General features: G+C 64.6%; 13 protein-coding genes. 12 read left to right on the plus strand and 1 reads right to left on the minus strand.

The window, feature by feature from the left end:
* Nucleotides 1–9: 9 nt before the first annotated feature.
* The 10 genes from scpB to ACED18_RS02350 all read left to right on the plus strand — a co-directional run bounded on the left by scpB (nt 10) and on the right by ACED18_RS02350 (nt 9489).
* Nucleotides 10–696, plus strand: a complete 687-nt coding sequence (scpB, locus tag ACED18_RS02305; RefSeq protein WP_377290981.1) for an SMC-Scp complex subunit ScpB — start codon at nt 10–12, stop codon at nt 694–696.
* A gap of 81 nt (nt 697–777) precedes the next feature.
* Nucleotides 778–1890, plus strand: a complete 1113-nt coding sequence (locus ACED18_RS02310) for an ABC transporter ATP-binding protein (RefSeq protein ID WP_377288608.1) — start codon at nt 778–780, stop codon at nt 1888–1890.
* Nucleotides 1891–2087: 197 nt separating this feature from the next.
* Complete coding sequence (locus ACED18_RS02315) at nt 2088–2291, plus strand: twin-arginine translocase TatA/TatE family subunit (RefSeq protein ID WP_377288610.1); 204 nt, start codon at nt 2088–2090, stop codon at nt 2289–2291.
* A 71-nt stretch (nt 2292–2362) separates the two neighbouring features.
* Complete coding sequence (gene tatB / locus ACED18_RS02320; protein WP_377288612.1) at nt 2363–3178, plus strand: Sec-independent protein translocase protein TatB; 816 nt, start codon at nt 2363–2365, stop codon at nt 3176–3178.
* Nucleotides 3175–3978, plus strand: a complete 804-nt coding sequence (tatC, locus tag ACED18_RS02325; protein ID WP_377288614.1) for a twin-arginine translocase subunit TatC — start codon at nt 3175–3177, stop codon at nt 3976–3978. Before tatB ends, tatC begins: the two co-directional genes overlap by 4 nt.
* A gap of 122 nt (nt 3979–4100) precedes the next feature.
* Nucleotides 4101–5384, plus strand: coding sequence for a serine--tRNA ligase (serS, locus tag ACED18_RS02330; protein WP_377288616.1), 1284 nt, complete (start codon nt 4101–4103; stop codon nt 5382–5384).
* Nucleotides 5385–5396: 12 nt separating this feature from the next.
* The gene (gene surE, locus ACED18_RS02335) at nt 5397–6167 is read left to right on the plus strand and encodes a 5'/3'-nucleotidase SurE (RefSeq protein ID WP_377288618.1); all 771 of its coding nucleotides are present in this window, start codon (nt 5397–5399) and stop codon (nt 6165–6167) included.
* Nucleotides 6167–6820, plus strand: coding sequence for a protein-L-isoaspartate(D-aspartate) O-methyltransferase (locus ACED18_RS02340; RefSeq protein WP_377288620.1), 654 nt, complete (start codon nt 6167–6169; stop codon nt 6818–6820). The genes surE and ACED18_RS02340 overlap by 1 nt, the downstream gene beginning before the upstream one ends.
* 320 nt (nt 6821–7140) lie before the next feature.
* Complete coding sequence (locus ACED18_RS02345; RefSeq protein WP_377288622.1) at nt 7141–7704, plus strand: biotin biosynthesis protein BioC; 564 nt, start codon at nt 7141–7143, stop codon at nt 7702–7704.
* A gap of 174 nt (nt 7705–7878) precedes the next feature.
* Nucleotides 7879–9489: a LysM peptidoglycan-binding domain-containing protein gene (locus ACED18_RS02350; protein WP_377288624.1), complete on the plus strand. Its 1611-nt coding sequence runs from the start codon at nt 7879–7881 to the stop codon at nt 9487–9489.
* Between the two features lie 59 nt (nt 9490–9548).
* Here ACED18_RS02350 and ACED18_RS02355 read toward each other — a convergent pair whose 3' ends face one another.
* Entirely contained in the window at nt 9549–10421 is an 873-nt protein-coding gene (locus ACED18_RS02355) for an ATP-binding protein (RefSeq protein ID WP_377288626.1), read from the minus strand.
* A 244-nt stretch (nt 10422–10665) separates the two neighbouring features.
* On the opposite strand from ACED18_RS02355, the gene yajC reads away from it, so the two are divergent.
* Together yajC and secD are read left to right on the plus strand one after the other, a co-directional pair.
* On the plus strand, nt 10666–11004 hold the full coding sequence (gene yajC, locus ACED18_RS02360) for a preprotein translocase subunit YajC (RefSeq protein ID WP_377288628.1): 339 nt from the start codon (nt 10666–10668) through the stop codon (nt 11002–11004).
* A gap of 165 nt (nt 11005–11169) precedes the next feature.
* Entirely contained in the window at nt 11170–13680 is a 2511-nt protein-coding gene (gene secD / locus ACED18_RS02365) for a protein translocase subunit SecD (RefSeq protein ID WP_377288630.1), read from the plus strand.
* Nucleotides 13681–13682 lie beyond the last annotated feature (2 nt).

A 13682-nucleotide genomic window follows, 5' to 3' on the forward strand; every position in this document is an offset into this window, starting at 1 on the left:
ACCGAGGCCATGACGGCCGCCGAGACGGTGCGCGAGGCCATGCTGAGCGAAGCCGAACGCATTGCCGAGGCTTTGGTCTTCGCCTCCGCCGAGCCGGTGACGGAAGGCTTCCTGGCCGATCGGCTGCCCAAGGGCGTCATCGTTCCCGACATCATGGCGCGGCTGAAGGCGCGCTACGCCTCCCGCGGCGTCAACCTCGTCCAGGTCGCAGACTGCTGGGCCTTCCGGACCGCCGCCGATCTGAGCTTCCAGCTGCGCCGCGACGAAGGTGAGGTGCGCAAGCTCTCCCGGGCCGCCCTCGAAGTGCTCGCCATCATCGCCTACCACCAGCCCGTGACCCGTGCGGAAATCGAGGACATCAGGGGCGTCCAGACCTCCAAGGGCACGCTCGACGTGCTGCTGGAGGCCGGCTGGGTGCGCTTTCGCGGCCGGCGTCGTACACCCGGCCGTCCGGTCACCTTCGGCACCACGCGCGATTTTCTCGATCATTTCGGCCTGGAGGAAATTCGTGATCTGCCAGGCCTGGAAGAGCTGAAAGGGGCAGGGCTGCTCTCCGGCCGCATTCCCCCGACACTCTCCATCCCGTCGCCCCGCGACGACGACCTCACCGAGGACGAAGACCCCATTACCCAGCTCGATCTTGAGGAACTCGGCCTCTTGACACCGCGCGGGGAAGAGGCAGAAGACCATACCTGATTGAATGTGTCTTGTTTTGCCACTCTGCTGACCCGAAACGGCCGGCAGGCGTTGGTGGCGCAATCGGGGTAGCAGGTCGGGATGGTGGCAGAAACACAAAGGGCGCAGACCGCACGGGCACGACGTACCGCCGGGGTGACCTTTGCCGGCCGCTTCGAGTTCGAGGACATCCACCATCGCTACGGCCAGCGCGAGACGATTCGCGGCGTATCGTTGACGGCCGAGGCCGGCGAGGTGTTGTGCCTGCTCGGTCCCTCGGGCTCGGGCAAGACAACGCTTCTGAGAATTGCCGCCGGCATCGAGGCCCAGTCCGCCGGCCGCGTTCGGCTGAACGGGCTCGAGATTGCCGGTCCCGAGGTCTTCGTGCCGCCGGAACGACGCGGCGTGGGGCTGATGTTCCAGGATTTTGCGCTTTTCCCGCATCTGACGATCCGCGACAATGTCCGCTACGGTCTCACCGCCATGTCGCGGACCGCTGCACTTGCGGAAGCCGATGCGGCGCTGGAGCGCGTGGGCCTTTCCCATTATGGCGATCGCTACCCGCATGTGCTCTCCGGCGGCGAACAGCAGCGCGTGGCGCTGGCCCGTGCGCTTGCGCCGCGTCCGGCCGTGCTGCTGATGGACGAGCCCTTCTCCGGGCTCGACTCCCGCCTCAAGGACACGATCCGCGCCGATACGCTCGCCATCCTGCGTGAGACTCGGGCCACCGCAATCGTTGTCACCCATGATGCGGAGGAAGCGATGCGCATGGGCGATCGAATCGCGCTTCTGAAGGACGGGCGGCTGATCCAGCATGGCACCGCCGACGAGCTCTATCGCCAGCCGAAGAGCCTGTTTGCCGCCGGCTTCTTTTCCGAGATCAACGAGTTCGATTGCGTCGTCAGGGGAGGGCGCGTCGAAACGCCGCTGGGCACCGTCCAGGCTCCCGGCTTTGCCGAGGGTGTTCCCCTGTCGGCGGCGGTGCGGCTGTCGAGCGTGACCGTCAGCGAGCGCGGCGGAGCCATTCCCGCGCGCATTTTGTCACGTCGCTTCCTGGGTGTCGTGGAACTCCTTAATTTCGCCGTTCCGGGCTCGGAGACTCCCGTTCGCGCCCGCGTGCGCGCCGATGATCTGCCCCAGGGACTGAGAGAGGTTACGCTTTCCGTTGACGACAGGGACATATTGCTGTTTGAAAAAGCAAATGTGACCGCATAGAGCGACATGCATCCTTCCGGACGCCCGCATGACGGTCTAACGTCTTGAATCTGCGCAGCGCGCGCAGTGAAAATCGATTTCGATCTTCGCGGCGATGCGCTAGGCTGGAAATATCGTTGAATTCAGGCGCGTAGCGACTGGTAATTGGAACAGGGATCGCCCCATATGGGTGAAGGTCCTGACTGGGAGATAAGGTAATGGGTTCCTTTAGCATCTGGCACTGGCTGATCGTTCTGGTCGTCGTTCTGCTTCTTTTCGGCCGTGGCAAGATTCCGGAACTGATGGGCGACGTTGCCAAGGGCATCAAGAACTTCAAGAAGGGCATGAACGACGACGACGCCACCCCGCAGGCCGGCGTGGACGCCAAGACCGTGGAACACAAGTCCGACGAAGTTCGCTGATCTTCGTCTTGGTTCACGGATAGGCCACCCCGTCTCGCGGGTGGCCGCCGTCGCGCAAGGAATGCTTCGACATGCTGGATATCGGCTGGACCGAGCTGGTTGTGATTGCCATCGTGCTTATCGTGGTGGTCGGGCCGAAAGACCTGCCGCCCATGTTGCGTGCCTTCGGTCGAATGACGACCAAGCTGCGCGGCATGGCATCGGATTTCCGCCAGCAGTTCGATGAGGCCCTGCGCGAAGCCGAACTCGATGACGTCAAGAAGACGATCGACGATGCCCGGCGCCTCAATCCAGCCAACGCCATTCGCGAGGCCATCAACCCGCTGCGCCAGGCCGGACAGGATATCCGCAACGATCTGCAGAACGCCGCGCGTCCGACCACGCCGGCCGCTGCGCCGACGGCAACCCCTGCCGCTGCTCCTGAGGCCCTGACAACCGATAGCGTTGCTGCGGGTCTCGGTCTGCCGGAAGTGCCGGTCGGAGAGACGCTGCATTCCGATCCGATGCCGCTGTCATCCGGTGCAATCTCGACCAGCGCGCCCGCCGAGGCTGCAAAGCCTGCCGCGCCCTCCATCAAGGGTGAGCCCGCCAAGGTCGAGACGGTCGCCGCCGCCGCACGCGCGTCTGCCGAAAAACAGTTGAAGCGCCTGGATGAGGCGGAGGCGGCTGCGATCGCTTCCGGTACGGCTGACGCTGACAAGCCGGTCAAGGCCGGCCGCAAGAGCGTCAAGCTCGCCAAGGAAGCCGAGCCGAAGGCAGAGAAACCGCGCAGCCGAAAGAAGGCCGTCGCCGAGCCCGCGGCCGAGACGGTGTCCCTAGCAGAGCCGCCGGTGAAAAAGCCGCGTGCCCCCCGCAAGACAAAGACGACGACAGGAGATGAGGCATGAGCGGCGATATCGACGACAAGCCGCAGCCGCTTATCGAGCACCTGATCGAGTTGCGTGCCCGCCTGATCTGGGCGGTCGGCGCCTTCTTCGTCGCCTTTCTCGTGTGCTTCTATTTCGCCAAGCAGCTCTTCAACGTGCTGGTGCAGCCTTTCAAGTGGGCTGTGCATTGGGCAGGCCTCAGCCACCGCAATGTGGAACTGATCTACACGGCGCCGCAGGAATTCTTCTTCACGCAGATCAAGGTCGCCATGTTCGGCGCCCTCGTCATCGCCTTCCCGATGATCGCGACCCAGGTCTACAAGTTCGTGGCGCCCGGCCTCTACAAGAACGAGCGCGCCGCCTTCCTGCCGTTTCTGGTGGCCTCTCCGCTGCTTTTCCTGCTCGGCGCGGCGCTCGTCTATTTCTTCTTCACGCCGATGGTCATGTGGTTCTTCCTGTCCATGGAGCAGGGCGGCGGCGAAGGGCAGGTTGCGATCCAGCTGCTGCCGAAGGTCTCGGAGTATCTGAGCCTGATCATGTCACTGGTCTTTGCCTTCGGCCTGGTCTTCCAGCTTCCGGTCATCACCACGCTTCTCGCCCGTACCGGCTTCCTGACCAGCCAAACACTCAGGGAAAAGCGCAAATACGCGATCGTCATCGCCTTCATCGTCGCTGCCGTGCTGACCCCGCCGGATCCGGTCTCCCAGATCGGTCTTGCGCTGCCAGCGCTCATTCTCTACGAGATTTCCATCTACACCGCCCGACTCGTGGAGCGTAAGCGGGAAGAGGAAGCGGCCGCGCGGGAGCTGGCCGAGACCTGATCCGGCCACGACCCCGGCGGATGCCGCATCGCTTTTTCATGTCGTAGCCGGCAGGTCGCCGTTCGCGCCGTAGCGCCCGGAAACGGCCTTGCGGGCCCGGCCAAGAACCGTCTGGAACGATCATGCTCGACATCAAATGGATCCGTGACAACGCCGACGCGCTGGATGCGGCGCTCGCCAAGCGCGGTGCCGCGCCGCAGGCTGCAAGCCTGATTGCGCTGGACGAGCGCCGCCGCGCCATCCTCCAGGAGCTTCAGGACAAGCAGTCGCGCCGCAACAGCGCCTCCAAGGAAATCGGCGCCGCCATGGCCGCGAAGAATTCCGAGCTGGCCGAAAGCCTGAAGGCCGAGGTCGCCGACCTCAAGACCACGCTCCCGGCGCTGGAAGAGGAAAGCCGGACGCTCGAAGCGGAACTGAACGATATTCTGGCCCGCATCCCCAACATTCCCCATGACGACGTCCCCGTCGGCAAGGACGAGACGGGCAATGTCATCGCCCGCGTTGTCGGCGAAAAGCCGCGCTGGAGCCATCCGGCCAAGGAGCATTTCGAGATCGGCGAAGCGCTGGGCTACATGGATTTCGATCGCGCCGCCAAACTTTCCGGCTCGCGCTTTACCGTGCTCACGAGCCAGATTGCGCGTCTGGAGCGCGCGCTCGGCCAGTTCATGATCGATCTGCACACCGGAGAGCACGGCTATACGGAAGTCTCCTCGCCGCTGATGGTGCGGGCCGAGACGCTCTATGGCACGGGCAATCTCCCGAAGTTCGAGGAAGACCTCTTCAAGACCACCGATGGCCGCTACCTCATCCCGACGGCCGAGGTGACGCTGACCAATCTGGTCGCCGGGGAAATTCTCGAGCAGGAAAAGCTGCCGCTGCGCTTCACTGCACTGACGCCGTCCTTCCGCTCGGAAGCGGGATCGGCCGGTCGCGACACGCGCGGCATGCTGCGCCAGCATCAGTTTTGGAAGTGCGAACTCGTCTCCATCACCGATGCCGAAAGCTCGATTGCCGAACACGAGCGCATGACCGCCTGCGCCGAAGAGGTGCTTAAGCGCCTCGGCCTGCATTTCCGCACCATGACGCTCTGCACGGGCGACATGGGCTTCGGCTCGCGCAAGACCTACGACCTCGAAGTCTGGCTGCCGGGGCAGAATACCTACCGTGAAATTTCCTCCTGCTCGGTCTGCGGCGATTTCCAGGCGCGGCGCATGGATGCCCGCTATCGCGGCAAGGGCGAGAAGGCGACGAAGTTCGTTCACACGCTGAACGGCTCCGGCACGGCTGTCGGCCGGTGCCTGATTGCCGTGCTTGAAAACTACCTGAACGAGGACGGCTCCGTCTCCATTCCGGATGTTCTTCTGCCCTACATGGGCGGCCTGACCCGGATCGAAAAGGCAGCCTGAGGAGCAAGCGGCATGCGCATCCTTCTGACCAATGACGACGGCATTCACGCGGAAGGGCTGGCTGTTCTCGAGCGCATTGCCCGGGCGCTTTCGGACGATGTCTGGATCGTCGCGCCGGAGACGGACCAGAGCGGCCTTGCCCATTCGCTCACGCTGTCGGAACCGCTGCGCCTGCGCCAGATCGACGACAAGCGCTTCGCGCTGCGCGGCACGCCGACCGACTGCGTCATCATGGGCATCCGCAAGGTGCTGGACCGCGCGCCCGATCTCGTCCTCTCCGGCGTCAATGTCGGCGCCAACATGGCCGATGACGTGACCTATTCCGGCACCGTTGCCGGCGCCATCGAAGGTACGCTGCAAGGGGTTCGCTCCTTTGCGCTCAGCCAGGCCTACGGCCACGGCACCATGCGCCCGGTTCCGTGGGAGGTGGCCGAAACCCATGCGCCGGCGCTGATCCGCAAGCTGATGAAGATCGAACTGCCCGACTGGACCTTCCTGAACCTCAATTTCCCGGATTGCCTTCCCGAGGATGTGAAGGGCACGGAAGTGACAAGCCAGGGCAAGCTCGATTTCGGCCTGACCATCGACGAACGCTCCGATGGCCGGGGCCACCCGTATTTCTGGCTACGCTTTGGCGAACGCATCGGCGATTTCCGCGCCGGCACGGACATCCAGGTCGTGCGCGACAAGAAGATCTCGGTCACGCCGCTGAAACTCGACCTCACCGATTACGCGGTTCAGGATAGGGTCGCCCGCGCGCTCCTGGAAGGTGAAGACGCCTGATGCCGCAGCGGGTCGCCGTTCAGGAAGGCATGGCTTCTCTGCTGCTGCGTCTGAGGGCAGAGGGCATTGCTTCGGCCGCGCTTCTCAATGCGGTCGAGCAGACCCCGCGCAGCGAATTCGTGCTCTCCCAGTTCCAGGCCGATGCCTATTCCTCGCGTACCCTGCCGCTTGATTGCGGGGCCTTCATGGAAGGCCTCGATTTCACCGTAAAACTTCTCAACGCGCTGAACCTGAAACCCGGCCAGCGGGTGCTGGAAGTCGGCACGGGCAGCGGCTTTACCGCCGCGGTCATGGCTCGCATCGTCGAGCGCGTGCTGACCATCGACCGTTACCGCACGCTGGTCAACGGCGCGCAGAAGAACCTCGACCGCCTCGGTATCCGCAACGTCGTGGCCCGCCACGGCGATGGCAGCGCGGGTCTTCTGGGCGAGGGGACCTTCGATCGCATCCTCGTCACGGCCGCCTTCGACAGCCTGCCGCGCGTCTATTCCGAGCATATCGTCTCCGGCGGCATGCTGATCCTGCCGATCATGCTGTCGGAAACCACCTGCCGCATGGTGCGGCTCTCGCGCACCGGCAGCCGTTTCGACCGGGAAGACCTCTTCGACGCGCCCTACCTGCCGATCGTACCGAAGCTCGCCGCCTTCCTTTGATCGCTTTTCATCCTGATTCCGTGCCGGGCCTGCGGGCCGACAGGACGCCGGCGCAGGCCGCAGCGCATCCCTGCATTTCATTTCTTTCTGAAATTCAACGCGTTAACCTTTTGTTAGGAATGGTCAGCCTCGCGCAAGCTTTGCGGCGCAACCCATGATGCTGGAAAGTCTTGAAGTCAGGACGCCGGGCGCCGCAGAGCTTTCCGGTCAGATGGTGAGGCAGGCTCATGCAGGTCGATGGCAGATTGATCCCGAATACGGCAGCCGACGGTCGCGGTAACCCATCCGGTCGTCAGGCACAGCCGGCACCAGTCGCGGCCGTGGCTGATACGACTGCCGCTGCCGTTGCCGCCGCCAATGCCTATCTGGAAACGCCGAGCCGCATCCAGCTTTCGGCTGACGCGCTGCTCTATCTGAGCCGCACCCGCCGCACCGCCGAGCGCCAGCCGCCCCTGACCCGCGAGGAGTGGTCCAACGTGCTGACCCCGCAACTGGCGCGCCGCGAGCACCAGGCCTTCGGACGCTTCGGAGAGACCGGCGACTACAGGGCCTATTACCGTGCCTTCATCGAATATTACGATTCGCTGCGCAGCGAGGACCAGAATAGCCTGCGTTACTTCGGTACCCGCGAGGCCGCCGTCGCCGGGCTGCGGTCCTTCGAATACAGTGACGAAAGCGGCTCGGTCGTCGAGCCGGAATTCCACCGCCTCGTCAGCGTCATGCTCGACAGCGAAAAGACGCTGGATGACACGGTGACGCCCGTCAGCAACGACGATGATGGCACCTATCGCGCCTGGGATACGACGCGCATCACCCTTGCTGATCCGAACGAGAAGGGCAGCGGGGTCTCGGAATTCGTAAAGCTCTATTCCGAGACCTTCTGAGCATCGCAAGGACGCGCGACCGTCCAGCAGGAAGCGCATCGCGCCGCCACACCGTTGCCGGCATGGTTATCAAAACGCCAAAAAAATCCTGAGCGGCGCTGCGCCTTAACGGCGCGGTAACTCTAATGCGTTTTAATAAATCCCATGAAGTTGCGTTCCTTGTGGGTAAGCGTCATGCGTCATCGTGTTTCTTCGACTGCATCCAAGTCTTTGATCCGCCTTTGTGCGGCCGTCCTTCTGGCAGGCTCCGCCGCCGGCTGCAGTTCCGATACGTCGCGCTTCAGCGGCATCTTTTCCCGCCCCGATGCGATGACCACCGCGTCCATTCCGGGCCGTGGTGGCAATGCGCCGATCCCGGCCGAGGATGTGGCGGGTGCCGGCTCCTACGCCGCGCCGCAGCAGCAGATGGCGCGCAATGAGGCGCTGAACCAGCCGTTCCCGGATCCGGTTCCGCAGCAGGGTTATGATCCCGTCAATACCGCGACGACGCCGGTCTCCGGTGCGCGCATGGCCTCGACGCCGGTGAGCGTCCAGCGTGTGGCGCTCGCCGACCCGTCTTCCTCCTCGGTCACATCGACGCGTCAGGAAAGCCTTGCGCAGCCAATGCCGGCTGCGCGCCATACGCTTGCCGAACAGGCCAAGCAGGCAACGCCCGATCCGGTGACGACGGGCGGGTCGAAGAGCGGCTGGACGACGGCTGGCGCTCCGTCCGTCATGGTTCGCCAGGGCGACACGGTTGCTTCGATCGCGCGCCGCTTCGGTGTTCCGGAAAAGGAGCTGATGAAGGCGAACGGGCTGAAGACGGCGTCTGCCATCGAACCCGGCCAGCGCATCGTAGTGCCGACCTTCGGCGTGCCCGGAAGCGCCGCCAAGGCGTCCGCCTCCGATCAGGCAACGGCGCTCGATATCAACAAGCAGAAGCCGTCGCCGCTGCCGGCCGGTCAGCGTGACGTCGCGATCCTGCCCGGCCAGTCGCAGCAGCGCGACAAGAACGGCGGCCGCACGGACGTTGCAGCCGGCAAGCAGAATGCCGGCACGTCCGGCGAGGGCGGCTACGAGGTCAAGCCCGGCGATTCGCTCAACAAGATCGCCAAGGCCCACGGCATCAGCGTCGACGCCTTGAAGCAGGCAAATGGTCTCGACAACGCCTCGATCCGCATCGGTCAGAAGCTCGCCATTCCGGGCGCCGGCACGGTCGTTGCCAAGAACGAAACGAAGGCCGATACGGCCAAGCCCGACCCGATGAAGACCGCGACCGTTCCGGCTGGCCAGCAGAAGGTCGTCGCCGATCAAAAGCCGGCTGCCCAGCAGCAGAAACCGGTCGAAGTCGCCAAGGTCGAGCCGAAGCAGAGTGTCACCGAAGCGGAAGAAAAGTCCGACGTGACGGAAGCTTCGCCGAAGGGCACCGGCATCGACAAGTACCGCTGGCCGGTGCGCGGCGCGGTGATCGCCGGCTACGGCGCCAATGTCGATGGCAACCGCAATGACGGCATCAACATCTCCGTACCCGAGGGGACGCCGATCAAGGCTGCCGAAAACGGCGTGGTCATCTACTCCGGCAGCAGCCTGAAGGAACTCGGCAATGCCGTTCTCGTCCGCCACGACGACGGGACGGTCACCGTCTACGGCAATGCGTCCGAACTGAAGGTGCAGCGCGGCCAGAAGGTGCAGCGTGGCCAGACGCTCGCCTCCTCCGGCATGACCGGCAAGGCCACGCAGCCGCAGGTTCACTTCGAGGTGCGCAAGAACGCCACCGCCGTCAACCCGACCACCTTCCTCGAATAGGGTGGTCGCTACGCGGCAGACGACAGATCCGGGGCGGCCGCTGGGCCGCCCTTTGCGTTTCAGGAAAGCGCCACCCGGCGCCGGCCGGCGAGATCCTGGATATATTGCCAGGCGACGCGCCCCGAACGCGAGCCGCGCGTTGTCGCCCATTCCAGCGCTTCGGCATGCAGGGTCAGCGGATCGTCGGCCAGCTTGAAGCGCTCCGCATAGGCGTCGATCATCTTCAGATAGTCATCCTGGCTGCACTTGTAGAAGCCCAGCCAGAGGCCGAAGCGATCCGAGAGCGACACCTTCTCCTCCACCGCTTCGGACGGATTGATCGCCGTGGACTGCTCGTTCTCCATCATGTGCCGCGGCAGAAGGTGCCGGCGGTTGGAGGTGGCATAGAGCAGCACATTGTCCGGCCGCCCCTCGATGCCGCCGTCCAGCACCGCCTTCAGCGACTTGTAGGCGGTGTCGTCATGGTCGAAGGAAAGATCGTCGCAAAAGACGATGAAGCGCTCGTCAGCCGCTTTGAGGATCTCCATCAGGGCCGGCAGGCTGGCAATGTCCTCGCGGTGCACCTCCACGAGCTTCAGCCGGTGGTCCACCGTCTCCGTCACGGCCGCATGCACGGACTTCACCAGCGAGGACTTGCCCATGCCGCGCGCGCCCCAGAGCAGCACGTTGTTGGCGGGAAAGCCGGCGGCGAAACGGTCGGTGTTGTCGAAGAGAATATCGCGCACGTGATCGACGCCCTGGATCAGCGAAAGTTCGATCCGGTTGGGACGCGGGACCGGCACAAGATGCAGGCGGGGCGCGGACCAGACGAAACAGTCCGCGTTGACGAAATCGTTATCGGCGGGCTTCGGCCCGGCCAGTCGCTCCAGCGCATCCGAGAGGCGCCGCACTTCCGCGATCAACGTGTCGATTTTCGTGTCGGCAAGTGCCATTTCCGCCTCCGTTCCCAAGCCTGCGGGCCTTGGGCTAGCATGGGGAAAGGGCAGCGAAAAGGACGGCTCCGGCCAGAAAAGACTTCTCGGCCACCTCTTTTCATGTCAGAGGCAGAAAGAACCGGGCAGGGCAGGCGACAGGCGAGGCGCGTAAGGCGTTGAGTACGTTGCACGGGGTTTGCCGCTTCCTATATATCGGCGGTCGCTCATCCTGCCCGCCCTTTCGAGAATCATGGAGTTTTGAATGTTCATTACCGAGGCCTTCGCGCAGACCGCTGCACCGGCTCCTGCCGCTGGCGGTATCGATATCCTGATGTCGGTTCTCCCCTTCCTGCTGATCTTCGTGGTCATGTACTTCCTGATCATCCGTCCGCAGCGCGCCCAGATGAAGCGCCGCGAGGAGCTTCTGAAGAACATCCGCCGCGGCGATCAGGTCGTCACCGGCGGCGGCATCGTCGGCAAGGTCACGAAGGTCATCGACGATAACGAACTCGAAGTCGAAATCGCCGAGGGCGTGAAGATCCGCGTCGTGCGTGGCGGCATCTCCGAAGTCCGCGTCAAGGGCGAGCCGGTCAAGGAATAAGCCCCTACGGCGGAAGGCGTCCGACGGCCCTTCCGCCTCCCGCTGCCCGGCCGCCGACTGTGCGGCATTGACAGGGCGGCGCTGCTCTCTGAGACTTCCGGCGGCAGGCCGACAGGGGCGGGGATGCCCGGTTCGGCCGTAACCATGCAAACGGGCGGACCGACCATGCCATTTCTCTCCTGGTGGAAGAGCGCGCTGATCCTTCTCGTGGTCATCGCGGGCTTTCTGTTTGCGCTGCCCGCCTTCCTGTCGCCCTCCGGCCGCGCCGGTCTGCCCGCCATCCTGACGGAACGTCCGCTGACGCTCGGCATCGATCTCGAGGGCGGCAACCGCGTTGTTGTCAAGGTGGACGACAGCGCCGTCATCGATCGCACGCGCCGCACCGTCATCGACCTCACCGCCAAGACCCTCGATGATGCCGGCATCGCCTATGCCGATCTCGCCGAAAGCAATGACGGTCTGCTGCTGACGCTCGAGGATCCGGCCCGGATGGGCGAGGCCTCCGAGCGGCTGCGCAAGGCCTTTGATGCAGCGGCGCTTCCCGTCACGCTCACCCCGCCGCAGACCGCGACTGGCGATCCCGCCGTCCTGACGCTCGCCATCGGTGCGCCGGACGCGAGCAAGACGTCGCGCGCGCTGCTCGACGATATCGCGGCAGCCCTGAAGCGGCGCTTTGCCGAAGCCGGCCTCGGTATCCCCGAGATCGCCATCGGCCGGCGCGGCGAGGTAACGGTGCATCTGAGCGGCGAGACGGACCCGGAGCGGCTGCGTCTGATGTTCGATCAGGTCGGCGCCCTTTCGATCCGCGCCGTGCTGCCCGTCAGCCAGAATGCCGATGGCACCCAGGCCGCGCCAGCCGGCTCCGAACAGCTCTTCTCGCTGGACGAGACACCCGTTGCCTATCGCGTCGCCGCCGAGCCGCTGGCGGCTGAGGCCGATATCACCGATGCCCGCGCGGTTCTCGATCCCGCAAACAACGAGCCGACCCTCATTCTCAGCCTGTCCCCGGCCGCGATCAAGCGCTTCGCCGATGCCGCGGCTGCGGGAACGCAGCGTGCTGTGCTCGTGCTCGACAATGGCGTGATCGCCGCCGTCGATCTGCCGCAGGCCATCAAGGCAGACGCCTTCACGCTTTCCGGCGGCTTTGCCTTCGAAGGCGTCGACAATCTCGCCGCACTGGCGCGCGCAGGCCCGCTGCCATCGCCGCTGACCATTATCGAGCAGCGGACGGTCGCGCCCGGCCTCGGCGCCGATTCAATGGACGCAGGCCTCCTGTCGGCGATCTTCGCCATTATCGCCGTCGCCCTCTTCATGATCGGCTTCTTCGGCGTGCTCGGCGCCATCGCCTCCGTGGCGCTTATTGCCAATCTCGCGCTGGTGCTGAGCCTGCTGGCGCTTCTCGGCATTCCCCTGACCCTGCCGGGCATTGCTGGCCTGGTACTGACCGTCGGCATGAGTGTGGATGCCAATGTGCTGATCTACGAGCGCCTGCGCGATGAAATGAAGGCCGGTGCGACCTTTGCCGAATCGGTACGCCGCGGCTTCGGCCGGGCCTTCCGGACAGTGCGCGATGCCGCGATCGTCATGCTGGCGGCCGGCCTCATCGTATTGGAACTGATGACGGGCGCGGTGCGCGGCTTTGCGGCCACCATGATCATCGGTCTCTTCACCACCCTGTTTTCGGCCTTCCTGTTCAGCCGCTGGCTGGTGGAACTGTGGGTCGCCGTCAACGGCACGGGACGCGAACTGCGCGCCGGCCTGCGCACCCGCGTCTTTGACCGCATCCACCTGCATTTCATGTCGCTGCGCCGGCAGGTCTTCGGCACGCTCGCCGTCCTCGCCTTCGCGAGTTTCGCGGCCGCTTCGATCTACGGCATCAATCTCGGCGCCGATTTCCGCGGCGGTTCGATCATCGAACTGCGCGCCAAGAAGGGCAATGCCGATCTCGAAGATATCAGGGACAGGCTTGCGGGCCTCAATCTCGGCGCGATCGACGTGCGCGAAAGCGGCGGCGCGACCGGCGCGCGCGTACGCATTCCCTCCCAGCAGGCCGGACCGGAGGCGGAGCAGAGCTCGCTGATTCTGGTGCGCGGCGAGCTGGAAGATGCCTATGATTTCCGCCGCATCGATGTCATCGCGCCCTCGGCCTCGCTGGATACGGCCCGCGCCGCAACCCTCGGCATCGTCGCCTCGCTTGCGGCGCTGCTGGCCTTCATCTGGGTGCGGTACCGCTGGCAGTTCGCGGCCGGCGCGCTGATCGCAACCCTGCATGACATTGCGTTGATCCTCGGCCTCTTCGCGCTGACCGGCATGGAATTCGGCATTGGCAGCGTTGCGGCTCTCCTGACGGTCGTCGGCTATTCGCTGAACGACACGATGGTCGTCTATGACCGTATCCGTGAAAACCTGAAACGCTTCCCTAAAATGCCGCTGCCGGTGCTGATTGACGCTTCCATCAACCAGACGCTGTCGCGCACCGTGCTGACCTCGGCCACGACGCTGATCGCGCTGGCGGCCCTCTTCCTCTTTGGCGGCGAGGTCATCCGCACCTTTGCGCTGACCATGCTGTTCGGCATTGCCGTCGCCACTTTCTCCTCCATCTACGTTGCCGGCCCCGCACTGATCTTCTTCGGCCTCCGGTCGAAGGACAGCGCGACCGAGACGCGAAAGGCCTGACC

Origin of the sequence: Rhizobium sp. SG2393, assembly GCF_042610495.1 — a bacterium.
Taxonomy (GTDB): domain Bacteria; phylum Pseudomonadota; class Alphaproteobacteria; order Rhizobiales; family Rhizobiaceae; genus RU20A.